25 protein-coding genes are annotated in these 22,773 nt (G+C 71.9%); 4 read left to right on the top strand and 21 right to left on the bottom strand.

The features are described 5' to 3' along the window. Nucleotides 1-34: 34 nt before the first annotated feature. Nucleotides 35-1,633 (top strand): MFS transporter, encoded by a 1,599-nt coding sequence (locus tag JGR68_RS04210; protein WP_199361011.1) that lies wholly within the window; start codon nucleotides 35-37, stop codon nucleotides 1,631-1,633. Nucleotides 1,634-1,737: 104 nt separating this feature from the next. On the opposite strand, the gene JGR68_RS04205 is transcribed toward JGR68_RS04210, so the two are convergent. From JGR68_RS04205 to rlmE, 15 genes are all read right to left on the bottom strand, one after another. Beyond that, a complete protein-coding gene (locus JGR68_RS04205) occupies nucleotides 1,738-2,397 on the bottom strand; it encodes a glycosyltransferase (RefSeq protein ID WP_199361009.1) in 660 nt (219 codons plus the stop codon). Next, nucleotides 2,394-2,990, bottom strand: coding sequence for an SAM-dependent methyltransferase (locus tag JGR68_RS04200; RefSeq protein ID WP_199361007.1), 597 nt, complete (start codon nucleotides 2,988-2,990; stop codon nucleotides 2,394-2,396). Before JGR68_RS04200 ends, JGR68_RS04205 begins: the two co-directional genes overlap by 4 nt. After that, nucleotides 2,987-3,736, bottom strand: coding sequence for a PIG-L family deacetylase (locus JGR68_RS04195; RefSeq protein ID WP_199361005.1), 750 nt, complete (start codon nucleotides 3,734-3,736; stop codon nucleotides 2,987-2,989). The genes JGR68_RS04200 and JGR68_RS04195 overlap by 4 nt, the downstream gene beginning before the upstream one ends. Next, a complete protein-coding gene (locus JGR68_RS04190) occupies nucleotides 3,724-4,704 on the bottom strand; it encodes an acyl-CoA dehydrogenase family protein (RefSeq protein WP_234446586.1) in 981 nt (326 codons plus the stop codon). The genes JGR68_RS04195 and JGR68_RS04190 overlap by 13 nt, the downstream gene beginning before the upstream one ends. A gap of 100 nt (nucleotides 4,705-4,804) precedes the next feature. Further along, on the bottom strand, nucleotides 4,805-6,097 hold the full coding sequence (locus JGR68_RS04185; RefSeq protein WP_199361002.1) for an adenylosuccinate synthase: 1,293 nt from the start codon (nucleotides 6,095-6,097) through the stop codon (nucleotides 4,805-4,807). Nucleotides 6,098-6,122: 25 nt separating this feature from the next. After that, entirely contained in the window at nucleotides 6,123-6,311 is a 189-nt protein-coding gene (locus JGR68_RS04180) for a DUF2065 family protein (protein WP_199361000.1), read from the bottom strand. Between the two features lie 16 nt (nucleotides 6,312-6,327). After that, a complete protein-coding gene (hflC, locus tag JGR68_RS04175) occupies nucleotides 6,328-7,191 on the bottom strand; it encodes a protease modulator HflC (RefSeq protein ID WP_199360998.1) in 864 nt (287 codons plus the stop codon). Then, nucleotides 7,191-8,342, bottom strand: a complete 1,152-nt coding sequence (gene hflK / locus JGR68_RS04170; RefSeq protein ID WP_199360996.1) for an FtsH protease activity modulator HflK — start codon at nucleotides 8,340-8,342, stop codon at nucleotides 7,191-7,193. Before hflK ends, hflC begins: the two co-directional genes overlap by 1 nt. Before the next feature lie 96 nt (nucleotides 8,343-8,438). Beyond that, nucleotides 8,439-9,746 (bottom strand): ribosome rescue GTPase HflX, encoded by a 1,308-nt coding sequence (gene hflX, locus JGR68_RS04165; protein ID WP_199361642.1) that lies wholly within the window; start codon nucleotides 9,744-9,746, stop codon nucleotides 8,439-8,441. 71 nt (nucleotides 9,747-9,817) lie between these two features. Next, entirely contained in the window at nucleotides 9,818-10,102 is a 285-nt protein-coding gene (gene hfq / locus JGR68_RS04160; protein ID WP_199360993.1) for an RNA chaperone Hfq, read from the bottom strand. An 87-nt stretch (nucleotides 10,103-10,189) separates the two neighbouring features. Continuing rightward, on the bottom strand, nucleotides 10,190-11,215 hold the full coding sequence (gene miaA, locus JGR68_RS04155; protein ID WP_199360991.1) for a tRNA (adenosine(37)-N6)-dimethylallyltransferase MiaA: 1,026 nt from the start codon (nucleotides 11,213-11,215) through the stop codon (nucleotides 10,190-10,192). Then, complete coding sequence (putP, locus tag JGR68_RS04150) at nucleotides 11,205-12,692, bottom strand: sodium/proline symporter PutP (RefSeq protein ID WP_199360989.1); 1,488 nt, start codon at nucleotides 12,690-12,692, stop codon at nucleotides 11,205-11,207. Before putP ends, miaA begins: the two co-directional genes overlap by 11 nt. Nucleotides 12,693-12,753: 61 nt before the next feature. After that, nucleotides 12,754-13,653 (bottom strand): dihydropteroate synthase, encoded by a 900-nt coding sequence (gene folP / locus JGR68_RS04145; protein ID WP_199360987.1) that lies wholly within the window; start codon nucleotides 13,651-13,653, stop codon nucleotides 12,754-12,756. Between the two features lie 714 nt (nucleotides 13,654-14,367). Then, a complete protein-coding gene (gene ftsH, locus JGR68_RS04140; RefSeq protein WP_199360985.1) occupies nucleotides 14,368-16,284 on the bottom strand; it encodes an ATP-dependent zinc metalloprotease FtsH in 1,917 nt (638 codons plus the stop codon). 56 nt (nucleotides 16,285-16,340) lie between these two features. After that, nucleotides 16,341-16,973 carry a 23S rRNA (uridine(2552)-2'-O)-methyltransferase RlmE gene (rlmE, locus tag JGR68_RS04135; protein WP_199360983.1) on the bottom strand — a complete coding sequence of 211 codons (633 nt, stop codon included), beginning with the start codon at nucleotides 16,971-16,973 and terminating at the stop codon, nucleotides 16,341-16,343. 71 nt (nucleotides 16,974-17,044) lie between these two features. On the opposite strand from rlmE, the gene yhbY reads away from it, so the two are divergent. Beyond that, entirely contained in the window at nucleotides 17,045-17,350 is a 306-nt protein-coding gene (gene yhbY / locus JGR68_RS04130; protein WP_199360980.1) for a ribosome assembly RNA-binding protein YhbY, read from the top strand. Nucleotides 17,351-17,366: 16 nt separating this feature from the next. Beyond that, nucleotides 17,367-17,744, top strand: coding sequence for an Mth938-like domain-containing protein (locus tag JGR68_RS04125; protein WP_199360978.1), 378 nt, complete (start codon nucleotides 17,367-17,369; stop codon nucleotides 17,742-17,744). An 8-nt stretch (nucleotides 17,745-17,752) separates the two neighbouring features. Here JGR68_RS04125 and JGR68_RS04120 read toward each other — a convergent pair whose 3' ends face one another. Genes JGR68_RS04120 through surE form a run of 4 tightly spaced genes read right to left on the bottom strand, consistent with a single transcriptional unit; the run spans nucleotide 17,753 to nucleotide 20,717 of the window. Further along, entirely contained in the window at nucleotides 17,753-18,556 is an 804-nt protein-coding gene (locus JGR68_RS04120) for a peptidoglycan DD-metalloendopeptidase family protein (RefSeq protein WP_199360976.1), read from the bottom strand. Nucleotides 18,557-18,594: 38 nt separating this feature from the next. Further along, the gene (locus JGR68_RS04115; protein WP_199360974.1) at nucleotides 18,595-19,248 is read right to left on the bottom strand and encodes an exopolysaccharide biosynthesis protein; all 654 of its coding nucleotides are present in this window, start codon (nucleotides 19,246-19,248) and stop codon (nucleotides 18,595-18,597) included. 3 nt (nucleotides 19,249-19,251) lie between these two features. Continuing rightward, on the bottom strand, nucleotides 19,252-19,935 hold the full coding sequence (locus JGR68_RS04110) for a protein-L-isoaspartate(D-aspartate) O-methyltransferase (protein WP_199360972.1): 684 nt from the start codon (nucleotides 19,933-19,935) through the stop codon (nucleotides 19,252-19,254). Continuing rightward, a complete protein-coding gene (gene surE / locus JGR68_RS04105) occupies nucleotides 19,932-20,717 on the bottom strand; it encodes a 5'/3'-nucleotidase SurE (RefSeq protein WP_199360970.1) in 786 nt (261 codons plus the stop codon). Before surE ends, JGR68_RS04110 begins: the two co-directional genes overlap by 4 nt. 55 nt (nucleotides 20,718-20,772) lie before the next feature. On the opposite strand from surE, the gene JGR68_RS04100 reads away from it, so the two are divergent. Continuing rightward, the gene (locus tag JGR68_RS04100) at nucleotides 20,773-21,321 is read left to right on the top strand and encodes a Smr/MutS family protein (protein ID WP_199360968.1); all 549 of its coding nucleotides are present in this window, start codon (nucleotides 20,773-20,775) and stop codon (nucleotides 21,319-21,321) included. Between the two features lies 1 nt (nucleotide 21,322). Here JGR68_RS04100 and JGR68_RS04095 read toward each other — a convergent pair whose 3' ends face one another. Together JGR68_RS04095 and truD are read right to left on the bottom strand one after the other, a co-directional pair. Then, nucleotides 21,323-21,565: a hypothetical protein gene (locus JGR68_RS04095; protein WP_199360966.1), complete on the bottom strand. Its 243-nt coding sequence runs from the start codon at nucleotides 21,563-21,565 to the stop codon at nucleotides 21,323-21,325. Nucleotides 21,566-21,648: 83 nt separating this feature from the next. Then, nucleotides 21,649-22,722, bottom strand: coding sequence for a tRNA pseudouridine(13) synthase TruD (truD, locus tag JGR68_RS04090; RefSeq protein WP_199360964.1), 1,074 nt, complete (start codon nucleotides 22,720-22,722; stop codon nucleotides 21,649-21,651). Between the last annotated feature and the right edge of the window lie 51 nt (nucleotides 22,723-22,773).

Here is a 22,773-nt window from a genome sequence, read left to right as displayed (position 1 = left end):
GGCCGCGCTACCATGCGTCCTCCACGGGGGCGCCATGAGTCAAGCAGGAATCTCGTTCCACCATCCCGTCGCCTTCTGGTTCGGCTGTGCCCTGATCCTGGCGGGCGTGCTCTCGCACGGGCCGATGTTCCTGATGGGCCAGCACACGGACTGGCACATGGTCGGCATGCCGATGACCACCGGAATGTGGATCGGCATGGCGATCATTCCGGTCGGGCTGGCGCTCTCCGCCTACGGGATGCTGCCGCGGACCCCGGCAGGCGTGCAGCCGGGCACCGGCGCGCCGCTCGACTTCCATGTCGCCGACGGGGTCGCGCTCAATCGCGCGCACTGGACGCTGGTGACGGTGCTGGTGATCACGCTCGCGATCGACGTGATGAAGCCCGCCACCCTGGGCTTCGTGATGCCGGGGATGCGCGCCGAATACGGCATGGACACCGCGGGCGCCAGCGTGCTGGCCCTGTTCGCACTGACCGGCACCACGGTGGGCTCGGTGGTGTGGGGACGGGTTGCCGACCGCTTCGGTCGACGCTCGGCCATCCTGCTGTCGGCGCTGATGTTCATCGGCACCGCCATCTGCGGGGCCATGCCCTCGTTCGGCTGGAACCTGGCGATGTGCTTCCTGATGGGCGCGTCCGCTGGCGGCCTGCTGCCGATCACCTTCACCCTGATGGCGGAAACCGTGCCGGCGCTGCACCGGGGCTGGCTGCTCGTGGCGCTCGGCGGCATCGGCACGTCCGGCGGATACCTGCTGGCGGCGGGCGCCGCCGCGGTGCTGGAGCCGATGTTCAGCTGGCGCGTGCTGTGGCTGCTCGGCCTGCCGACCGGCGCGTTGATCATCGTGCTCAACCGGTTCATTCCGGAATCGCCGCGCTTTCTTGCCAGCATGGGCATGCAGGGCCAGGCACATGCGCTGCTGGCGCGCTTTGCCGGCCCGGGAGGGCGGGTCGAGAAGGATGACGCCACGCACCCGGCACCGCCGGTCATCGACGAAAGCCACCCCGTTTCCGGCGTCCGTGATCTCGTGCGCGGCCGTCATGCACCGGTTTCGTGGAGCCTGCTGGTCGCGGGCAGCGCCTGGGGCCTGGTGAACTTCGGCTTCCTGCTGTGGCTGCCGACCAACCTGACCGAACTCGGCGTCGACGCGGCCGCCGCGAGCGCCTTGCTTGCCAGGTCGGCGGTCTATGCATTGCCCGGCATCGCGCTGGTGATCTGGCTCTATTACCGCTGGAGCAGCTTCAGGTCGCTGGTGCTCTTCCTGGGCCTGACGGCGGCATCCCTGCTGGCGTTCGCCGCGATGGATCTCGCAGGCGTGCGCTCGTCCGCGCTGACGACGGCGGCGATCGCCGCGCTCCTCGTCAGCGTCAGCGGCGTGATCGCCATGCTGATCCCGTACGCGGCCGAGATCTATCCATTGCGCCTGCGCGGCACGGGCTCGGGCGTCATCGCCGCGAGCTCCAAGTTCGGCGGGATCCTGGGGGCGGGCCTGGGCGTGCTCGGGTTCTTCGACCACTTCGCGCTGTCGGCCGCCCTGCTCGCGCTGCCCATGGCCGCGTCGGCGATCATGCTGGGGCGCAGCGGCGTGGAAACGCGGGCGCAGGGCCTCGAGGAAATCCAGGGCCGGTTCACCTGAGGACGCGCGGCTGACCCACGCGCCTGCAGCGTCCGGCGCCCGAAGGACTCCGGGCGGTCGAGCACGAGTCCACCCGGAACACGAACACGAACACGAACACCAGGTCAGGCTGCGCCGGCTTCGAGCCCCAGCAGGTAGTCCCCGAAGCCGTGCCGCGCGCGCGCGTCGCGGCGTGCGCTCGTCACCACCGCCGGCGTCGCCCGCCGCGCGACGGTGAAGCCGCCGCGGTCCAGGGCCTGGAGCAGCGCCCGGTCCTCGTGCGCAGCCAGCTGCGCGAACCCACCCACCGCCCGGTACGCGCCTGCCGAAACGCCCAGGTTCGCGCCATGCACGTGCGGATGCCCGTCGATGTGGTGCTCGGCGGCATGGAAGGCCGCGCGGACGCAGGTCGCGAAGTCGAGCCAATCGGAAACGCGCACCGTGCCGCAGAAAGCGTCGGCGCGGCAGGCAAGCTGTCCCGACAGCCAGTCGACGGGAACCTGGCTGTCGGCGTCTGTGGAAGCCAGCCAGCGCGCGCCGGCCCTCAGCAGAACCTCGGCGGCGGCGGCGCGGGCGCGTCCGACGCAGCGTGCGTCGATCGCCACCGTGCGCACTCCGAGCGCGGCGCAGATGTCGGCGGTGGCATCGGTGCAGCGGTCGAGCGCGACCACCACCTCCACCACCTCGCCGCCCAGTGCCGGGGCGCGGGCCGCGGCCAGGATCGAGCGCAGGCAGTCGCCGACCAGCACCTCCTCGTCGTGCGCGGGCACCAGCACGCCGATCACCGCAAGCCCTCGCGCTGCGCTACCGACACGCGGTCGCTGCTCCAGCAGTCAAGGACGAAGTCGGCGTCCCGGTAGTGCGCGATGCAGTCGAGCCCCCGGATCGCCGCCAGCTGCGCATGCACCTCGGCCGTGCCGCTGCGGCGGGCGTCGAACTCCGCCAGCCAGTGGCAGGCCGCCAGCATCGCCCCGGGCGCGAGACGCTCGCCGACCTGTCGGGCGAACGGCGCCAGCTCCCCCGGGTCGAGGTAGTAGCCCATCTCGCCGACGATGATCAGGTCGAACCGGCCGACCGGCCACGCGGCCGGCTGCTCCATCCGCTGGATGTCGACGTTGCCGACGCCCGCGCAGCGCCGGCGCGCAGCGGCGACCGCGCGCGGATGCATGTCGGTGCCCAGCAGGGACGCGCAACGAGGGGCGAGTCCGCGGGTCAGTTCGCCATTGGCGCAGCCGATTTCCCAGGCGCGGCCGAACGTCGGGCGCGGCAGTACGGCGAGCAGCAATGCGCGTTTGCGCGCCTCGTACCAGCGCGTCCGGTAGCCGTAGGGATCGTCGCCCTCCCGCCACACCTGGTCGATGTCCTGCGCGCGGGTCATGGCAGGTAGACCTCGAACGGGCGGCGGAAGCGCTCCAGCACGTGCGGCGGAAGGATCGCCCCGCCCGCCTCGCCCGTTTCGGTCTGCGAGGCGAAACGGGCGATCGCACGTCGCTTGCACGCCGCGGTGTCCGGGTCCAGCGGCAGCCGGAAGGCGGTGAACGGGGGTTCGTCGGTATCCGGCTCCAGCCAGTGCCAGGCCCATACCGGATAGCGCAGCAGGCGGATGCCGGGCGACCTCGCCGCCGCAAGCGCCGCATGCCCCACCGCGTCGTGGTCGGGATGGCCATCGTGCTCCCACGGCGCAAGCACGAGGTCGCCCGGGTGCAGCAGGCGCCGCAGCGCAGCCTCGAGCACGCGGCGGTGCGCGCCGATCCCGCCGTCCGGAATCCCCAGGCGCTGGATCCGGGCCCGCAGCCCCAGGACCGCCAACGCCTGCTCGACCTCGCGCGGGCGCACCTCGCGCAGGCGCTCGACGGGCCACTCCGCGCTGCCGGGGTAGCAGGCCTCCCCGTCGGTCACCGCCACCAGGTGGACGTCGACGGCCGCACCGCGCGCGGCGCGCATCAGGCCGCCGCAGGCCAGGGTTTCGTCGTCCGGGTGCGGCGAAAGCAGGACCAGTCGCCGGCAGCCGTCCAGCACCTCGCGCGGCGACTTGAGGGGCAGCGCGGCAAGCCACGGCGCCGCGCGCCAGGCCGCCTCGGGCCGGCCCTCGCCATGGATCCGCGGCGGCGCTACAGCGGCCATCGTACCTCCGCGTCGATGGCGGCGACCTCCGCGCCCAGCGCCGCCCAGTCGCGGTCGGCATGGCTCTGGCGCACGAACACCGCGAGGTCGGCGCAGCGCTGCGCATGTTCGCCGTCCCTGCACAGCGGTCCGGGTCCAAGGCTGCGCGCCGCCGCATCGAGCACTTCGTGGCAGGCGCGTTCGACCACCGAGCGCAGCCGCACCACCTCGCGGCGATGCGGCAGCAGCGGTTCGGCATCGATGCGCGCCGAGAGCTCGCGCAGCAGCGCGGCGGCTCCGGCCAGTGCCATGTCGACACGCCCCAGCGCCGCGGCCAGGTGCGGGTCGCGCGCCACGCGCTGCGGTTCCGCCATGCGCTGCGCGATCGCGACCGCGGCACCGAACCAGCATGCCGCGACGCCGGCACCGCCGTGCCAGAAGCCCGGCCGGTCCAGGTAGGCGCCATGCGCGCCGACGCGCAGGCAGGCCACGCCGTCGAAGTCCACCGGACCGCTTTCGATCGCGGCCATGCCGACCGCTTCCCAGCCGGAGTCGCCAACATGCACCCCGGGCTGGTCCAGCCCGACCAGAACCAGCTGCCGCGCATCGCCATCGACGACGGTGACGAGCGCCGCATCGACGAAGCGCGCGCCCGAGCACCAGGACTTGCGGCCGGTCAGCCGCGGTCGGTCCGCGCCCTGGTCCACCGCCACCGTCGATCCTGGCCCTTCCGCCGCCCACACCGCGAGGAGGTCGCTGCCGTTCGCGGGCGCCGCGCCCAGTCCGGCAAGGATCGCCAGCGCGTCGTGGTGTGCCTCCAGGACCTTGGCCAACGGCAGGTCGTCCGCGCCCAGGGCGGCCAGGGCCTGCCAGCGCGCAAGGGTCGCGCCGCCGCCGGGCAGCGGCAGCGCCGCGTCGCCGCGCAGGCGCGCGCGCGCGCGCGCCTCCAGGCAGGCGCGGGATCCGGTCAGGCGGTCGGGGGTGGACATGGCCCGGCAGTGGACCAGCCGCACCGTGCCCGTCGCGTGAGCCGCCCGTGCGCGGGTGGTCCACCACCGGACACCGTATGCGGCGCCCGGCGGGGGTCGATCAGGCGAACGGGTCCTGCAGCACCATCGTGTGCTCGCGGTCCGGCCCGGTGCTGACGATCGACAGCGGGCAGCCCGCCAGCTCCTCCAGCGCGCGCAGGTAGGCACGTGCCGCCGGCGGCAGCTTCTCCCACTCGGTGATGCCGTGGGTGTCTTCGGTCCAGCCCGGGAACTCCAGGTACACCGGCTCGCACTCGGCCCAGCCCTGGGCGTCCAGCGGCGCGTACTCGGTGCGCTTGCCGCGGTACTGGTAGCCGATGCACATCTTCAGCGTGTCGAAGCCGTCCAGCACGTCGAGCTTGGTGATGCACAGGCCGTTGATGCCGTTGATCGCCACCGCGCGCTTGAGCGCGACGATGTCGATCCAGCCGCAGCGGCGCGGGCGGCCGGTGGTGGCGCCGTATTCCTGGCCGCGGTCGCGCAGGCGCTGGCCGACGTCGTCCTCGAGCTCGGTCGGGAACGGACCGCCGCCCACGCGCGTGGCGTAGGCCTTGCAGATGCCCAGCACGTAATCGATCGCGTCCGCGCCCACGCCGGTGCCCGCCAGCGCGCCGCCGACCGTGGTGTTGGAGCTGGTGACGTAGGGATAGGTGCCATGGTCGATGTCGAGCAGCGAGCCCTGCGCGCCTTCGAACAGCACCTTCTTCCCCTGCTTGCGCAGGTCGTGGAGGATGCCGGCGACGTCGGACTTCATCGGCTCGACGTAGTCGCCGAAGGCCAGGGCATCGTCATAGGTCTGCTGGAAGTCGACGGCGTCGGCGCCCAGGTACCGGGTCAGCACGAAATTGTGGTAGTCGAGCGCGGTGCGCAGCAGCTCTTCCAGCTGCTTCGGGTAGTGCAGGTCCGCCACGCGGATGCCGCGGCGGGCCACCTTGTCCTCGTAGGCCGGGCCGATGCCGCGGCCGGTGGTGCCGATGGCCTTGCCGCCGGCGGCGCGTTCGCGCGCCTGGTCCAGCGCGATGTGGTACGGCATGATCAGCGGCGTCGCCGGGCTGATCCTGAGCCGCGAGCGCACTTCGACACCGGCCTCTTCCAGCTCGGCGATCTCCTTCATCAGCGCCGCGGGCGACAGCACCACGCCGTTGCCGATCAGGCACAGCGCGTCCTCGCGCAGGATGCCGGACGGGATCAGGTGCAGCACCGTCTTCTTGCCGCCGATCACGAGCGTGTGGCCGGCGTTGTGGCCGCCCTGGAACCGCACCACGCCACCGATGTCCTGCGTCAGCAGGTCGACGATCTTGCCCTTGCCTTCGTCGCCCCACTGGGCGCCCAGCACCACCACCGACTGGCCCATGGCCACTACTCCTGAATTGAAAGGTTCAGCCCTGCCGCAGCCACCACAGCGACAGCATGCCCGCGCCCAGCACGATGGCGCCGATCCGGCGCAGCCGGTCGTCGGGCGTGGCCAGCATCTGCATCATCGCCCGCTTCCAGGCGCCGGGTGCCGCGAACAGCACCAGGCCCTCGAGCACGGCCACCAGGCACAGCGCGGCCCACAGGTCATCCACCCGCGCGCACTCCCGCTCAGCGGTCGCTGCGCAGGTACTGCAGGAACGGGTCGTTGCGCTCCAGCACCACCACGGCGTCGCCGGACGCGAACGAACGGCGGTACGCGTTCAGGCTGCGCTGGAAGGCGAAGAAGGCGGGATCGCGGTTCGCGGCCTCGGCGTAGATGCGCGCGGCCTCGGCGTCGCCCTCGCCTCGCAGCACCTGGGCGTCGCGCTCGGCCTCGGCCAGCAGCACGGTCTGCTCGCGGTCGGCCTCGGCGCGCACGATCCGCGCCTGCTCCTCGCCCTCGGCGCGCAGCGCGGCGGCCACCTGGCGGCGCTCGGCGCGCATGCGGTCGTAGACCTGGCTGATCACGTCGCTGTCGGTGGGCAGGTCGATCTGCTTGAAGCGGATGTCGACCACCTGCATGCCCAGCGTCTTGGCGCCCTCGTTGATGCCCGGCAGCTGGCGGTCGATCAGCTCGGCGCGGTTGCCCGAGACCAGCTCGGTCAGGGTCTGCGAGTTGATCTCGTTGCGCAGCGATTCCTTGATGATCGGCGCCAGGCGCGCGGTCACCAGCTCCTCGTTGCCGCCGGTGGCGCGGTAGAAGTCCGCGGCGTCGACGATGAAGCCGATGGCGACGAAGTCCACGCTCACGTCCTTGCGCTCGGAAGTCAGCGAACGCTCGGGCGGGAACTCGTTGGCGGTGAAGCGGCGGTCGAAGACCCGCGCGCTTTCCACCAGCGGGATCTTGAAGTGCAGGCCGGGGCCGAGGTCGGTGCGCGCGACGCGGCCCAGGTTCAGCACCAGGCCGACTTGGCCTTCGCGGACCACGAACATCGAGCCCAGGAGACCCAGCAGCACGACCAGGATGACGGGGATGATCAGTTGCGGCTTCATTAGCGGGAGGCTCCCTCGCGCGGCGGGCGCGGCAGGTTGCTGGAGGCGGCGGGCACGACGGCCTCGGACTCGCGGGCGTCAGCCGCGGGCGCGACCATGTCGGGGGTCAGCAGCGGCTGCGCGCCGGCGCCCTGGCCGGCCATCGGCACGTAGATCAGCTGGCGACCGTCGCCGCCGATCACGGTGCGGTTCTCGGCCAGCACGTCCTCGACGGTTTCCAGCCACAGGCGCTTGCGGGTGACGTCGGGGGCCTTCTTGTACTCGTCGACCAGCAGGCTGAAGCGCTGCGCGTCACCGCTGGCGTTGGCGACCGACGCGGTCTTGTAGCCCTCGGCGGTGGTGCGCACGCGCTGGGCCTGGCCGCGGGCCTCGGGGACGATGCGCGCGGCATAGGCGCGGGCCTCGTTCACCAGGCGCTCGTTCATCTGCTGGGCGCTGTTGACCTCGTCGAACGCCGGCTTGACCTCTTCCGGCGGACGCGCGTCCTGCAGGCTCAGCTCGGTGACGATCAGGCCGGTGCGGTAGGTCTCGAGCGAGGCCTGCAGCGAGGTCGCGGCGGCCGCCGACAGCGGGCCACGCGCGTTGAGCGCGGAGTCGAGGTTGGCGCGGCCGATCTGCTCGCGCACGGCGCTCTGGGCCACCTGCTCGAGCACGCGGTCGGCGTCGCGCGAGCCGAACAGGTACATCTCCGGGTCGCTGATGCGGTACTGCACGTTGAACGAGACGGTGACGATGTTCTCGTCGCGGGTCAGCACCGGCAGCGCGTTGCTGAAGGTCCGCACGCCGGTGGTGTTGAGCTTGGTGACGCGCTCGATCGGCCACGGCAGCTTGAAGTTTGGCCCGGGCTGCATGACCCGCGAGAACTTGCCGAAGCGCAGCACCACGCCGCGATCCTGCTCGCCGACCAGCACGAAGCAGTTGAAGGCCAGCCACAGCGCCAGTGCGATGCCGATCCAGCGCAGCGGATGGCCGCCACCGCCGGCGCCGCCGAACAGGCCGCGGAGCTGGTCGACCAGGCCGTCGAACGGCCCGCGGCCACGGCCACCGCCGCTGCTGCGGCGCGGAGGCCACGGATTCTGGCGGCCGTTGTTGCCGCCGTCGCGGCCCGAACCGCGGTCATCGTTGTTCTTGCCGGGGATGTTCCAGGCCATGCTGGCTCCAGTCTGGGGATCCCGCCACCGGGGGACCGGCGACGAAGGGGCATTCTACAAGGTGCGGGCGCCGCGGTCCGGCCGCATCGCCCGCGCTTACTCCGCGGGCAGCAGCGCGCGCAGCGGCGCGCCGTCGTCCTGGGCGGCGAGCCGCCTCGCATCGCTGAGCGGCAGGTCGATGTCGAGCGTCCAGCCGTCCTCGTCGTGGGCTTCGCCGCGGATCGCGTCGACCTCGTGCAGGCGGGCGCGCAGGCGTCCGGCATCCGGCGACAGGCGCAACTCGGCCTGCAGCCGGCGCAGGCCCAGGCGCCTGGCCAGCGCCTCGCGCAGCAGGTCGAGGCCTTCGCGATCGCGCGCCGAGACCCAGACCCGCTCGCGCACGGCGGTCTCGTCGGCGTGGTCGCCATCGTGCGGGCGGTCGTGGCGCGCGGGCACGCCCAGGCGGTCGATCTTGTTGTAGACCAGCAGCTGCGGGATGTCGCCGGCGCCGATCTCGGTCAGCACCTCGTCGACCTGGGCCACGCGTTCGTCGCGCAGCGGGTCGGAGGCGTCGATCAGGTGCACCAGCAGGTCAGCCTCGCGGGCCTCGCTCAGGGTCGACCGGAAGGCGGCCACCAGCTCATGCGGCAGGTCGCGCACGAAGCCGACGGTATCGGCCAGCACCACGTAGCCGCCCGGCAGGGTGATCTTGCGCACCGTGGGGTCGAGCGTCGCGAACAGCTGGTCGGCGGCGTAGGCGTCGGCGCCGGTCAGGGCATTGAACAGCGTCGACTTGCCGGCGTTGGTGTAGCCGACCAGGGCCACGCGCGGCAGCTCGCTGCGCACGCGGGCGCGGCGCATCTGGGTGCGCTGCACCTCGACCTTCGCCAGCCGCGCCTGCAGCTGTTCGACGCGCTTCTGCAGCAGCCGGCGGTCGGTCTCGAGCTGGGTCTCGCCGGGGCCGCGCAGGCCGATGGCACCGCCGCGCTGGCTGTCCAGATGGCTCCAGCCGCGGACCAGACGCGTGGCCATGTGCTTGAGCTGGGCCAGTTCGACCTGCAGCTTGCCTTCGTGGCTGCGGGCGCGCTGGGCGAAGATGTCGAGGATCAGCCCGGTGCGGTCGACCACGCGGCGCTCGAGCAGCTTCTCGAGGTTGCGCTCCTGGCCGGGCGACAGCGGATGGTTGACCAGCACCAGGTCGGCGCCGGTGGCATCGGCCGCGGCCTTGATCTCCTCGAGCTTGCCGCTGCCCAGCAGGGTGGCGGGATTCGGGCGGTCGATGCGCGCCGGCATGACGTGGGCAACGGTGGCGCCGGCCGAGCGGGCGAGCTCGGCGAACTCCTCCAGCGCGCCTTCATCCGGCGGGCCGCCGCGGTGCGGCTGGATCAGCAGCGCGTGCTCGCCCTTGCGGGAACGTTCAAACAGCTCGGTGGGCATTCGGTCGTCGGCATCGGGTCATGGCCCCGAGATGGGGGCGCAGGCGGCCGACGCAAGCGTCACTCGGCCTCGTCGGCCCCTTCGGCCGCGGCGTGCGGTTCATCCGCAGCCTGCACGACGCCGCCGCCCGGGCCCACGCGCACGTTGCGCGCCGGCACCACGGTCGAGATCGCGTGCTTGTAGACCATCTGGCTGACGGTGTTGCGCAGCAGCACCACGAACTGGTCGAAGGACTCGATCGTCCCCTGCAGCTTGATGCCGTTGACGAGATAGATCGACACCGGCACGCGTTCGCGGCGCAGCGCGTTCAGGAAAGGATCCTGCAAGGACTGTCCCTTGGACATCAATGTTCCCCAGCTGATTGTTGTTGTTATGGATGCAGCGACCCCGGGCCGCGCCGCCGTGCCACTCCCCGTGGCGGCCGGATGATCTTATACGACCCGCGCGCGCGTGGGCCGGCCCTGCGTCGCAGCTCGGCCAAGGAAGTCGCCGATCGCCCGCTCGAGCTCCGCGGACTGCATGGCCGGGTCGAACCGGCGCGCGTCGAGCTCGCCGCGCAGCCAGGTGCCCTGGCGCTTGGCGAGCTGGCGGGTGGCGGCGATGCCGCGCTCGCGGAACGCGGCGGCGCTGCCCTGCCCGTCGAGGTATTCCCAGGCCTGGCGATAGCCGACGGCACGGATCGCCGGAAGGTCGAGGGGCGCGGGATGCGCCTGCAGTGCCGGCAGCGCGCGCAGCGCGCGCACCTCGTCGAGGAAGCCGGCCGCCAGCATCGCGTCGAAGCGGCGCGCGATGCGCTCATGCAGCACGGCGCGGTCGGCGGGCGCCACGACCAGCTTCAGCACGCGCAGCGGCAGGCGCGCCCGCGTCGCCGCGGCATCGTGCTGCCAGGCGCTGATCGGACGACCGCTGATCCGCCACACCTCGAGCGCGCGCTGGATGCGCTGCGGATCGTTGCGGTCGATGCGCGCGGCGGCCGCGGGGTCCACGCCGGCCAGCTCGCCGTGCAGGGCCGGCCAGCCACGCGCGCGCGCTTCGGCCTCGATGGCCGCGCGCACCTCGGCGTCGGCGGCCGGCATTCCGGCCAGGCCTTCGAGCAGGGCGCGGAAGTACAGGCCGGTGCCGCCGGCCAGGATCGGCAGGCGGCCGCGGGCGACGATGCCGTCGATGGCCGTGCGCGCGTCGCGGGCGAAGTCGGCGGCCGAGTACGTCTCCCAGGGCGCGCGCAGGTCGAGCATGTGGTGGCGCGCGCGCGCCTGCTCGGCGGCGTCGGGCTTGGCGGCCCCGATGTCGAGGCCGCAGTAGACCAGGGCGGAGTCGACGCTGACGATCTCGCCGTCGAAGCGCTCCGCCCAGTCCAGGGCCAGCGCGGTCTTGCCCGACGCCGTCGGGCCCATCAGCGCGATGGCGCAGGGCCGGCGGTCGTCGCGCCCCGTGCCGGGCCGGTCCTCAGTAGCCATGGTCCTTCAGCTCGCGGCGCACCGCGCGGTGCGTGGCCTGCACCGCGTCCGACGGCGCGCGGCCGAGCAGGCTGACCGCGACGATCGTGAGGGTGGCGGCGAGGAAGCCCGGGACGATCTCGTACAGCGCGCTGCCGGTGTGCTTCCACAGCACCACGGTGGCGGTACCCGCGATGACCCCGGCGAGCGCGCCGTTGCGGGTCATGCGCGCCCAGGTGAGCGACAGCAGTACCACCGGCCCGAACGCGGCTCCGAAACCGGCCCAGGCGTAGGCCACGAGCCCCAGCACGCGGCTGTCCGGGTCACGGGCGATGAAGATCGCCAGCAGCGCGACCGCCAGCACCATCGTGCGGCCGAACCACACCAGCTCCCGCTGGCTGGCCTGCGGGCGCAGGAAGCCGCGGTAGAAGTCCTCGGTCAGCGCGCTGGAGCAGACCAGCAACTGGCACGACAGCGTGCTCATGATCGCGGCCAGGATCGCCGACAGCAGCACGCCGGCGATCCAGGGATTGAACAGCTGCTGCGACAGCGCGATGAAGACGCGCTCGGCGTCGGCAGTGACCGGACCGGCGTCGGCGGGATGGGCGGCGTACCAGGCGATGCCGAACAGGCCCACCGAGACCGAGCCCAGCAGGCACAGCACCATCCAGGTCATGCCGATGCGCCGCGCCTTCGGGATCGCGGCCAGCGATTCGGCCGCCATGAAGCGCGCCAGGATGTGCGGCTGGCCGAAGTAGCCGAGGCCCCAGGCCAGCGCCGACACCACCGCGATCGCGCCGCCGGCGCCGACCCAGTCCAGGCGCGCGGGATCGACCTGCTCCACCAGCGCCAGCCCCTCGCCCACGCCGCCCACGCCCACGATCACCATGATCGGCACCAGCAGCAGGGCGAAGATCATCAGCGTGGCCTGCACCGTGTCGGTCCAGCTGACCGCGAGGAAGCCGCCGATGAAGGTATAGGCGATGGTGGCCGCCGCGCCCCACCACAGCGCCTGCGCGTAGGGCACGCCGAACACTTCCTGGAACAGCTTGGCGCCGGCGACGATGCCGGACGCGCAGTACACCGCGAAGAACACCAGGATCACCAGCGCCGAGACCACGCGCAGCACGCGGGCGCGGTCCTCGAAGCGGTGGGTGAAGTAGTCGGGCAGCGTGAGCGCATTCTTCGCGCGCTCGGTGTAGACCCGCAGCGGGCCGGCGACGACGTGCCAGTTGGCCCAGGCGCCCAGCACCAGGCCCACCGCGATCCAGCCCTCGGACACGCCGCCCAGGTAGGCGGCGCCGGGCAGGCCCATCAGCAGCCAGCCGCTCATGTCCGAGGCGCCGGCCGACAGCGCGGTCACCAGGCTGCCCAGCGAGCGGCCGCCGAGGATGTAATCGTCGAAGCTGCGGGTGCGGTACCAGGCCCAGAGCCCGATGCCGATCATCAGCAGCAGGTAGCCGGAAAAGGTCGCCAGCAGCGGCAGGCTCGCGGTCATCCTGTGTCCCCCGGCCCCGGATGGGGCGCGCACGAGCGGGGAACTGTACGCCAGCGCCCGGTCAGGCGGGCCAGTCGATGGTCACGGTTGGCACGGCGGGCGTGGTGCGCGGCACCGGCACCGCATCGACCGCCGCCAGCACCTGCAGCGCATCGACCGTGGCGGCGACGTCGTGCACGCGCAGCAGCCTGGCGCCGCGCTGCGCGGCGATCAGGTGCGCGGCCACCGAGCCGTGCACGCGTGCCTTGGCCTCCTCCCGCCCGGTGAGCTCGCCGATGCTGCGCTTGCGCGACAGACCCGCCAGCACCGGCACGCCGAGTTCGACGAAGCGCTCCAGGCGCGCCAGGAGGGTGACGTTGTGCTGCGTGGTCTTGCCGAAGCCGAAGCCGGGGTCGGCGACGATGCGCTTGCGCGGGATGCCGGCCATCTCGGCGGCAAAGATGCGCTCGGCCAGGAAGCGGTGCACGTCGCCGACGACGTCCTCGTACTCCGGCGCCTCCTGCATCGAGCGCGGCTCGCCGAGCATGTGCATCAGCACGACCGGAACACCCGACTCGGCCGCCGCATCCAGTGCGCCCTCGGCACGCAGCGCGCGGATGTCATTGATCATGCCGGCCCCGGCCGCCACCGCCGCGCGCATCACCTCGGGACGCCAGGTGTCGATGCTGACCGGCAGCGCGGTGTCGCGTACCAGGCGTTCGATTACCGGGACCACGCGACGGATCTCCTCCTCGGCACCGACGCCCTCGGAGCCCGGGCGCGTCGACTCGCCGCCCACGTCGAGGATGTCCGCGCCCTCGGCCGCCAGGCGCAGCCCGTGGGCGACCGCCGCATCCAGATCGAAGTGGTCGCCACCGTCCGAGAACGAATCCGGCGTCACGTTGACGATTCCCATGACCCGCGGGCGATCCAGCCGCAGCGCGCGGCCGCCGCAGTCCAGCGAGGGGACGGTGTCGAACATGGCACGCTCCTGCAGGCGGGCCCCGATTATCGCCCGGACGCAGGGCTCCCATGGGTCAGAACCTGCGTGTCGATGGCTGGCGCGCGGATGGAGGTGGATTGGCCGGGTTTGCGGGGATTTGCGCGGGTTTCGCTGGGGGCGTGCGGTGCCCGCCGCGGATGCAGGGGGGATGACCAGCCGGAATCTGCGCTGTCCTGCTCCCAGTTCCGGCCGCCGGCCATCCATGGCCGGCTCTGGCCATCCCCCCTGCATCCGCGGCGGGTCCGACCTCTTTCGCGATCCGGTGGCGGACAAGCCAGGCAGTGCGGCAAGCCGTTGCGTCTTGGTCATGTGAGCCGGTGCGTCAGTTGACCCGGAGTCTTCCCGCCGCGACCGCTCTTGCTTCCGGTTCCGAAGCCGATAAAGGCCGGAGCCCGTCCCGCGTGCAGGGGTGTGCGGAGAGCCGGCCATGGATGGCCGGCGCCCGGCCGCTGGCAGCAGGACGCGGAGACGGCCGGCGTAGCACGCCCCCTGTGCGCGGGACGGGCGGCGTGGACTCCAACGGAGCACTGCTAGCAACATCGCAGCCAGGGTGTCGTCAACATCGCGGCTATAGCCGCTCCTACACGGGGAGTGATCGGTCCTCCCGCCCTGCGCATCTCTCTCCCAACGGGGGGAATGAAGCAAGAAAAAGCCGGGCACGAGGCCCGGCTTTCAGGTTGCATCAACCGCGCGTCAGGCCTGCGGGGCCGGGTCCGGCGAGATCGGCATCGGGCGCTTGCCGCCGGCTTCGCCGTCGTCGTCGCCCTTGGGCAGGGGCTTGCTCCAGCCGATCGGCGGCGGCGGGTCGCGGCCTTCCATGATCGCGTCGATCTGCGGCACGTCGATGGTTTCGTACTCCAGCAGGAGCTTGGCCATCGTGTGCAGCTTGTCGAGGTGCTCGGTCAGGATCGCCTTGGTGCGGGTGTAGGCACTGGCGAGGATGTCGCGCACTTCCTCGTCGATCTTGCGCGCGGTCTCGTCGGACACGCTCTTGTGCTGGGTGACCGAACGGCCCAGGAACACCTCGTCCTCTTCCTCGCCGTAGGCGATCGGGCCGAGCTCTTCCGACAGGCCCCACTTGGTGACCATGGCACGCGCCATCTTGGTCGCGCGCTCGATGTCGTTCGAGGCACCGGTGGTGACCTTGTCCGAACCGAAGATCAGCTCCTCGGCCACGCGGCCGCCGTACAGCGTCGCCAGGCGGCTGTGCAGGCTCTCGCGGGTCGAGCTGTAGCGGTCGCCCTCGGGCAGGAACTGGGTGACGCCCAGCGCGCGGCCGCGCGGGATGATCGTGACCTTGTAGACCGGGTCGTGGTCCGGCACCAGGCGGCCGACGATGGCGTGGCCGGCCTCGTGGTAGGCGGTGTTGGTCTTCTCTTCCTCGCTCATGGCCATCGAGCGGCGCTCGGCGCCCATCAGGATCTTGTCGCGCGCCTTGTCGAAGTGGTCCATGCGGACGTCCTTCGCGTTCTCGCGCGCGGCGAACAGCGCCGCCTCGTTGACCAGGTTGGCGAGGTCCGCGCCGGAAAAGCCCGGCGTGCCGCGCGCGACGACCATCGGCTCGACGTCGTCGGCCAGCGGCACCTTGCGCATGTGCACCTGCAGGATCTGCTCGCGGCCCTTGACGTCGGGCAGGCCCACCACGACCTGGCGGTCGAAGCGGCCCGGGCGCAGCAGCGCCGGATCGAGCACGTCGGGACGGTTGGTGGCAGCCACCACGATCACGCCCTCGCCGCCCTCGAAGCCGTCCATCTCGACCAGCAGTTGGTTGAGCGTCTGCTCGCGCTCGTCGTGACCGCCGCCGAGGCCGGCACCGCGGTGGCGGCCGACGGCGTCGATCTCGTCGATGAAGATGATGCACGGCGCGTGCTTCTTGGCCTGCTCGAACATGTCGCGCACGCGGCTGGCGCCGACGCCGACGAACATCTCGACGAAGTCGGAGCCGGAGATCGAGAAGAACGGCACCTTGGCCTCGCCGGCGATCGCCTTGGCGAGCAGCGTCTTGCCGGTACCGGGCGGGCCGACCATCAGCACGCCGCGCGGGATCTTGCCGCCGAGCTTCTGGAAGCGCGAGGGGTCGCGCAGGAACTCGACCAGCTCCGATACTTCTTCCTTGGCCTCGTCGCAGCCGGCGACGTCGGCGAAGGTGACCTTGACCTGGTCGTCGCTGAGCAGCTTGGCGCGCGAGCGGCCGAAGGACATCGCGCCCTTGCTGCCGCCCTGCTGCATCTGCCGCATCATGAAGAACCAGAAGCCGATGATCAGCAGCACCGGCAGGAAGTTGAGCAGGAGCGACCACAGCGTGACGCCAGACTCCGGCGGCGCCTGCTTGATCTCGACGTTGTGGTTCATCAGGTCGTCGACCATGCGCTCGTCGCGGCGCGGCGCGGTGGTGATGCCGCTGCTGCCGTCCTTGCGCTGGAACTGCACCGAGCGCTCGTCGCTGGCGATGTCCACGGCCTTGATCCGGTCGGTCCGCACTTCGGACATGAACTGCGAGTACATGACCTCCTGGCTGCCGGGCACCTTGGGGCTGAAGCTGTTGAAGACCACCATCAGCACGACGGCGACCACTACCCACAGCATCAGATTCTTGACCAGGTCGTTCATTCCACTCTCCGCGGCATCGCCGCAATTTACTTCATCCGGCTTTACTTCATCCGGCTTTACTTCAGCCGGGCCAGCTTGCCCTGCGCCAGCGCATAGACTTCCGGCGAACGCTGGCGCGAGGCCGCAGGCTTGCGGACCACCACCTTCGCGTAACGCCGGCGCAACTCGCGCACGTAGTCGTCGAAACCGGCCCCGTGGAACAGCTTGATCAGGAAATCGCCGCCCGGACGCAGGTGCCGGTCACCGAAATCCATCGCAAGCTCGGCCAGGTACATGGCCCGCGGCTGGTCGACGGCTGTCACACCACTCTTGTTGGGGGCCATGTCCGACAAGACAAGGTCCACGCGTGCAGCGCCAAGGGTGGATTCCAGCTGTGAAAGTACCGCGTCCTCCCTGAAGTCTCCGTGGATGAACTCCACGCCTGCCAGGGCGGGCATCTCGAGGATGTCCAGCGCGATCACCCGGCCACTGTCGCCCAGGGCCTGGCGGACCCACTGCGACCAGCCGCCCGGGGCGGCGCCGAGGTCGACGACGGTCATGCCCGGCTTCAGCAGGCGGTCGCGCTCGACCAGCTCTTCCAGCTTGTAGGCGGCGCGCGAACGCAGGCCCTCGGCCTGCGCCTTCTTCACGAAGGGGTCGCTGAAGTGCTCCTGGAGCCAGCGCTGGCTGCTTTTGCTGCGGGTAGCCATCGCCTGCGTCGGGGGAGCGGGGGGTCGGCCATGATACCCTGCGTGCCCCTCCGTACCTGACCGCAGCCTCCATGACCGTCGAGCTCACCGCCGCCCAGAATCGTTTCCTGCGCGGGCAGGCCCATGGGCTCAAGGCCATGCTGCAGGTCGGCGGCAAGGGCGTGACCGACGCGGTGGTGGCCGAGATCGCCGGCGCGCTCGAGCACCACGAGCTGATCAAGGTGAAGGTGGGCGCGGCCGACCGCGAGGAGCGCGATGCGCTGATCGGCGACCTGGCCCAGCGCACCGGCGCGGCCCTCGTGCAGCGCATCGGGCACGTGGCCGTGCTCTACCGGCCCAACGCCGAGAAGCGCCAGATCGTGCTTCCGCGCGGCTGAGGACCCGGACGACGCGATGGACCTGGTCCAGGAACGCCCTGACTATGAATACGTGCTGCGCGGCGCCGATGGCCGCTCGGCCCTGGTCAACGACCGTCGCCTGCTGGCGAGCTTCATCGTCTCGCCGACCCGCCTGATCGAGGACTGGGCCGCTTCGCCCATCGCCGGCCTGGAGCCAGCCCAGCTGGACGCGCTGCTCGCGCTCGAGCCCGAAGTGATCATCCTAGGAACCGGCGATGCGCAGGCCTTCCCTCCGCCGCGCACGATGGCCGCGTGCCTTGCACGGGGCGTCGGCCTGGAGGCGATGACCAACGGCGCCGCCGCGCGCACCTTCAACGTGCTGGCCAGCGAAGGCCGCCGGGTGGTCGCGGGCTTCATCCTCTCCGACGACTGAGGCGGTCGTCAGCGCTGCGGCAGGTAGCGCAGCGGGTCCACCGGCTTGCCGTTGTAGCGGATCTCGAAGTGCAGCATGTCGCGGTCGGCGCCGGTGCGGCCCATTTCCGCGATCTGCTGGCCGGCCTTGACCCGGTCGCCCTCGCCCACCAGGCGCTTGCGGTTGTGGCCGTAGGCCGAGAGCCACTGCTCGTCGTGCTTGATGATGATCAGTTCGCCGTAGCCCACCAGGCCGGAACCGGAATACACGATCACGCCGTCGCCGCCGGCGCGCACCGCCTGCCCGGCGGAACCGGCCACTCCGATGCCCTGCTTCGTCGGATCGCCCTCGACGTAGCGGCTGACCAGGTTGCCGTCGGCCGGCCAGCGCCAGGACACCGCGCTGCGCACCGGCGCGGGCCCGGTCGGCTGCGGCGGCGCCCGGGTCGGCTGCACCACGCGTCCGCGGCTGTCGGTGGGCGGGCGTGCGCTGCCGCGGCTGCGCGACGCGGCCGCCGGCGTGGACGCGCGTGCGCCGGTCGCGCCCGACGAGGGATACAGCCGCAGCGTCTGCCCGGGATAGATCGTGTAGGGCGGCTGGATGCCGTTCCACATCGCCAGGTCGAGCGGGCTGATGCCGTTGTTCACCGCCAGGCGGTAGAGGTTGTCGCCCCGGCGCACGCCGACCGTCTGCCCCGGCTTGGGCGTGGAGGCGCGCGCCGCGCTGCCGCCACCCTCGCGGACCACCTTGCTCGTGCCGCAGCCGGCAAGCGCCAGCACCAGCGCGACGAGGGGGACCAGGGCGAGGCGGGCGGATCGACGGACCAGGGGCATGCGCGGGGAAACCTCCGTGTGGGACAGGGCGTGGCGACTCACCCGGCGAAGCGCTGCCACAGGTGCTGCAGGGCCAGGCCGCCGCCGCCGATCAGGACGCTGAAATAGACCACCGTGCCGATGGTGGCGAGGTGACCGAGGAGCACCGCGACGCCATCGCGCTGGATGAAGCCCACAGCGTAGAGCAGCAGCGCGATCGCGGGGATGGTGTTGCTGAACGGCACGAATCCGAACGGCGCCATCAGCAGCAGCGCGGCGAAGATGAAGGCCAGGTTGTTGAACAGCTGCTGCGCGCGGCCGTCGACCAGTGATGACATGCGGTAGGGACGGCTGATGCGCTCGAGCCGGCGCACCCAGGCCATGCCGCCGGTGAGCGCCGGCCGCAGCCGGTCGGCTGGCAGCGGGCGCGCGGCCAGCCGCGCGGGCACCCACAGCGGCCGGCCCGAGACCCGGCTCAGGCCCACCAGCAGGATCGCAGCGCCGAACACCGTGCTGACGCCGGGGATCGACACCGGGATCAGGAACACCAGCGTCAGCAGGATCGACAGCACCAGCAGGCCTTCGTCGCCGATGATGGCCAGCAGCTCCCCCAGGCTCATCGAGCCGGTGGGCAGGCGCTCGATGATCCCTTCCAGCTGGGTGCGCAGGGACTGTTCGCCCAGCGGGGCGGACGGCGGAATCGGTCGTGTCATGGCTCAGTCCACCAGTCCGGACAGCAGGGGCACGAAGGCGACGCTGGCCAGTGTGTCCTGCACGATCTGGCCTTCGGCGTCCTTGCGCAGGCGCAGCAGCGACTGCGCGCCCGCTGCGCCCACCGGCGCCACCAGCACGCCGCCGGGCGCAAGCTGCGCGGTGAGCGCCTCGACCAGCGCCGGGGCACCGGCGGTGACCAGGATGCCGTCGAAGGGCGCCTCCTCCGGCCAGCCGACGCGGCCGTCGTCGTGCTTGCTGCGCACGTTCAGGCCCAGCGAGCGGAAGCGCTTGCGCGCGACCCGCAGCAGGTCGCCGATTCGCTCGACCGTGTACACCTGCAGCCCGAGCGCGCCGAGGATCGCGGCCTGGTAGCCGGAACCGGTGCCGACCTCGAGCACGCGTACCGGCTGCGCGCCATCGGCGAACAGCGCCTCGGTCATCCGCGCCACCACCCAGGGCTGGGAAATGGTCTGGCCGTGGCCGATCGGCAGCGCGGTGTCCTCATAGGCGCGGGTGGCCAGCGCCTCGTCGATGAAAAGATGGCGCGGCACGGTGCGGATGGCGTTGAGCACGCGCTCGTCGGTGATGCCATTGCCGCGCAGCCGCTCGATCAGACGGTCGCGGACGCGCTGCGAGGTCATGCCCATGCCCAGCGCCTCGGGCTGCAGGCGCAGCCGCGGCGTCATGCCTGCCCTCCGTTGCGCAGGGCCTCCTCGAGGCCACCGACCCAGGCCGCGACCTGCTCCAGCGCCTGGTAGCGCGTCAGGTCGACCTGGATCGGGGTGATGGCGATGTGGCGGGTGCGCACGGCGTGGAAATCGGTACCCGGGCCGGAATCCGCTTCGGCACCGGCGCCGCCGATCCACCAGAAGTGGCGTCCGCGCGGGTCCTGCGCCGGGATGCAGGCTTCGGCGCGGTGGCGGTTGCCCAGGCGCGTGACCTCGAAGCCCTCGATCTCCGACCACGGCAGGTCCGGCACGTTGACGTTGAGGATGGTGTCGGCCGGCAGCGGATCGGCCCTGAGGCGCGCGACGATCTCGACCGCGGCGCGGGCGGCGGTATCGTAGTGCCGGCCCTGGTGGTCGCGGGTGACCAGCGACACCGCGACCGCGGGCAGGCCCAGGAAGCGGCCTTCCATCGCCGCGGCGACGGTGCCGGAATAGATGACGTCGTCGCCGAGGTTGGCGGTGTTGTTGATGCCGGAGACCACGATGTCAGGGTCGTGGTCGAGCATGCCGGTGATCGCGACGTGCACGCAGTCGGTCGGCGTGCCGTGCACGCGCCAGGTGCCGGCGTCGAGCTGCACGGCCTGCAGCGGCAGGTCGAGCGTCAGCGAATTGCTGGCGCCGGAGCGGTCGCGATCGGGGGCGACGACGGTGACCTCGTGGCCCGCGGCCCGCAGGCCGGCGGCGAGTGCGTGGATGCCGGGGGCGTCGACGCCGTCGTCGTTGCTAACGAGGATTTTCATTGCGTTCATGATAACGGAACGCGACGGCGCGGGTCCCCCGCGCTAGGCTTGCGGCATGGCCGGACGCGATGACACGCACGACGACGACGAGGATGCCGCGCTGTTCCGCGCGGCGATCGGTCCGGTGCGCGAACTGCCCGCCACGCCGGTGCCCCCCGAGCGGCCACGCCCCCGACCGCGCGCGCGCATGGCCGAGCGCGACGAGGCGCAGGCGCGCGAGGATTTCCGCCTGGGCCGCGGCGAGGGTTTCTCGATCGAGCGCGGCGACGTGCTGTCGCACCGGCGCGAGCAGGTGCCGCCGCGCACCCTCAAGCGGCTGTCACAGGGGCTCTATGCCGCGCAGGACGAACTCGACCTACACCACAGCGATGCAGCCACCGCTGAAATCCTGCTGCGCCGATTCCTGGGCGAGGCGCGCGACGCCGGCTACGGCTGCGTGCGCGTGGTGCACGGCAAGGGCATCAATTCCGACGACAGCCTGCCGGTGCTGAAGAACGTGGTCGACCGCATCCTGCGCCATCGCGCGGACGTGCTGGCCTTCCATTCCGCGCCTCCCGCCCAGGGCGGGACCGGCGCGGTGCTGGTGCTGCTCGCGCGGCGCTGACTCAGCGCGACGCCAGCCCGGCGGGGAACCGCCGCTGCGGCGGGTTGACCCACTGCACGTGGACGCCGCGGCTGCGCGCGACCCGTTCGACCGCCGACACGTACTCGCCGTCGGTGAGGATCCGCTCGCCCTGCTGCGAACCTGTCGCGGGACCCGGGGCCGACGCCATGCCGCCGCTGCTCGCGCATGCCGAAAGCGCCAGCGTCGCGGATGCGACCAGGACTGCCTGGAACAACCTGTTCATGGCCTTCTCCTGTGGTTGCGCCACGGTTTCCGGGGCGCGCTTCCACATATACGCCGCAGCGCGCGGCCGGCCAGTGCCGTGGCTCAGTTTCCGACGGGCGGCAGGCGCGGCGCGCCCGGCTCTTGAACCGGGCCGAGTTCGGCCAGCACCGAGGTCGCGTAGGTGCCCGCGGGCAGCGAAAAGCGCAGCTCCAAAGCGTCGGCCTCGCGCCACTGCCATTCCAGGCTGGCGGGGCGCAGGCGGGTGGCGCGGCGCTCCTGCGCCAGGCCCGCCGCTTCCAGGCCGGCCCTCAGCGCGAGGCTGGCGGCATCGGCAATCGCGTCGCGCTCCAGCGCCTGCGCGGCGCCCGCGCTGCGAAGCTCGCCGCGGCCCCACAGCGGCGCGCTGGGATGGATGTCGAACGCCGCCAGGCGCGCGGCGAGCGCGTCGCTCCAGGGCTCGGGCCCGAACACGCTGCGGCTGCCGTCGAGCATCCAGGCCTCGCCGTCCAGGCCCTGGTCCCAGCTGCCACCGGCGACGCGGGCCGCCAGCACCCGGTTGAACAGCTCCGAGCGCGCCGCCGACAGCAGCAGCGTGCGCTCCTCGCGGCGCACGCGCAGGCCGGCGAACATGCGCCCGGCCTTGTCGACGTTGCCGCCGCCGTGGCCGAAGCGCTGTTCGCCGAAGTAGTTGGGCACGCCCCGCGCGGCGATCGCCTGCAGCCGCTCGTCGATCGCCTCGTGCCCGCCGGCGACCCCGCGCAGCACGAGCACGAAGCGGTTCCCGTCCAGCGCGCCACGCGGGAGCTTGCGCGAATGCCGGGCCTGGCCAAGCACCCGCAGCCGCTGCCCCGTGGCCTGATCGTCGCGTTCCAGCGCGGCGTTGTCGGGCGCGGTGCGTCCCGGAAGCTGCACGCTGAAGCGCTGGCGGGTGACCGCGTGCCGGTCCTTGAGGCCGGCATAGCCGATCGCGCGCTCGTCGACGCCGGCCCATTCGGCCAGCAGCCGTGCGACGAAGGCAGTGTTCATGCCGCGCTTCTCGATGGTCAGCAGCAGGTGCTCGCCGACGCCGCTGGCCTCGAAGCCATCGAGTTCGGTGACATCGAAATCCTCGGGCGTGACGCGGATGCGCGCGGCCAGCACCGGCGCGCCGTGGGCGCGCGGCAGGTCCGTGCTCATGCGGCCGTGCTCATGCGGCCGTGCTCACGCGCGTGCGCGCAGGGAAGCGCT

Origin of the sequence: Luteimonas sp. MC1750 (genome assembly GCF_016615955.1) — a bacterium.
Lineage (GTDB): Bacteria > Pseudomonadota > Gammaproteobacteria > Xanthomonadales > Xanthomonadaceae > Luteimonas.
This window is presented reverse-complemented; position numbering and strand designations above follow the sequence as displayed.

What these genes read in the sequence shown, in the direction of transcription:
- JGR68_RS04190 (WP_234446586.1), bottom strand. Translation starts at nt 4,704, where the DNA reads ATGTCCACCCCCGACCGCCTGACCGGATCCCGCGCCTGCCTGGAGGCG.
- surE (WP_199360970.1), bottom strand. Translation starts at nt 20,717, where the DNA reads ATGAAAATCCTCGTTAGCAACGACGACGGCGTCGACGCCCCCGGCATC.
- hfq (WP_199360993.1), bottom strand. Translation starts at nt 10,102, where the DNA reads ATGTCCAAGGGACAGTCCTTGCAGGATCCTTTCCTGAACGCGCTGCGC.
- JGR68_RS04110 (WP_199360972.1), bottom strand. Translation starts at nt 19,935, where the DNA reads ATGACGCCGCGGCTGCGCCTGCAGCCCGAGGCGCTGGGCATGGGCATG.
- JGR68_RS04195 (WP_199361005.1), bottom strand. Translation starts at nt 3,736, where the DNA reads ATGGCCGCTGTAGCGCCGCCGCGGATCCATGGCGAGGGCCGGCCCGAG.
- rlmE (WP_199360983.1), bottom strand. Translation starts at nt 16,973, where the DNA reads ATGGCTACCCGCAGCAAAAGCAGCCAGCGCTGGCTCCAGGAGCACTTC.
- miaA (WP_199360991.1), bottom strand. Translation starts at nt 11,215, where the DNA reads ATGGCTACTGAGGACCGGCCCGGCACGGGGCGCGACGACCGCCGGCCC.
- JGR68_RS04115 (WP_199360974.1), bottom strand. Translation starts at nt 19,248, where the DNA reads ATGACACGACCGATTCCGCCGTCCGCCCCGCTGGGCGAACAGTCCCTG.
- JGR68_RS04120 (WP_199360976.1), bottom strand. Translation starts at nt 18,556, where the DNA reads ATGCCCCTGGTCCGTCGATCCGCCCGCCTCGCCCTGGTCCCCCTCGTC.
- JGR68_RS04200 (WP_199361007.1), bottom strand. Translation starts at nt 2,990, where the DNA reads ATGACCCGCGCGCAGGACATCGACCAGGTGTGGCGGGAGGGCGACGAT.
- hflK (WP_199360996.1), bottom strand. Translation starts at nt 8,342, where the DNA reads ATGGCCTGGAACATCCCCGGCAAGAACAACGATGACCGCGGTTCGGGC.
- putP (WP_199360989.1), bottom strand. Translation starts at nt 12,692, where the DNA reads ATGACCGCGAGCCTGCCGCTGCTGGCGACCTTTTCCGGCTACCTGCTG.
- ftsH (WP_199360985.1), bottom strand. Translation starts at nt 16,284, where the DNA reads ATGAACGACCTGGTCAAGAATCTGATGCTGTGGGTAGTGGTCGCCGTC.
- JGR68_RS04095 (WP_199360966.1), bottom strand. Translation starts at nt 21,565, where the DNA reads ATGAACAGGTTGTTCCAGGCAGTCCTGGTCGCATCCGCGACGCTGGCG.
- hflC (WP_199360998.1), bottom strand. Translation starts at nt 7,191, where the DNA reads ATGAAGCCGCAACTGATCATCCCCGTCATCCTGGTCGTGCTGCTGGGT.
- JGR68_RS04100 (WP_199360968.1), top strand. Translation starts at nt 20,773, where the DNA reads ATGGCCGGACGCGATGACACGCACGACGACGACGAGGATGCCGCGCTG.
- yhbY (WP_199360980.1), top strand. Translation starts at nt 17,045, where the DNA reads ATGACCGTCGAGCTCACCGCCGCCCAGAATCGTTTCCTGCGCGGGCAG.
- folP (WP_199360987.1), bottom strand. Translation starts at nt 13,653, where the DNA reads ATGTTCGACACCGTCCCCTCGCTGGACTGCGGCGGCCGCGCGCTGCGG.
- truD (WP_199360964.1), bottom strand. Translation starts at nt 22,722, where the DNA reads ATGAGCACGGACCTGCCGCGCGCCCACGGCGCGCCGGTGCTGGCCGCG.
- JGR68_RS04125 (WP_199360978.1), top strand. Translation starts at nt 17,367, where the DNA reads ATGGACCTGGTCCAGGAACGCCCTGACTATGAATACGTGCTGCGCGGC.
- JGR68_RS04185 (WP_199361002.1), bottom strand. Translation starts at nt 6,097, where the DNA reads ATGGGCCAGTCGGTGGTGGTGCTGGGCGCCCAGTGGGGCGACGAAGGC.
- JGR68_RS04210 (WP_199361011.1), top strand. Translation starts at nt 35, where the DNA reads ATGAGTCAAGCAGGAATCTCGTTCCACCATCCCGTCGCCTTCTGGTTC.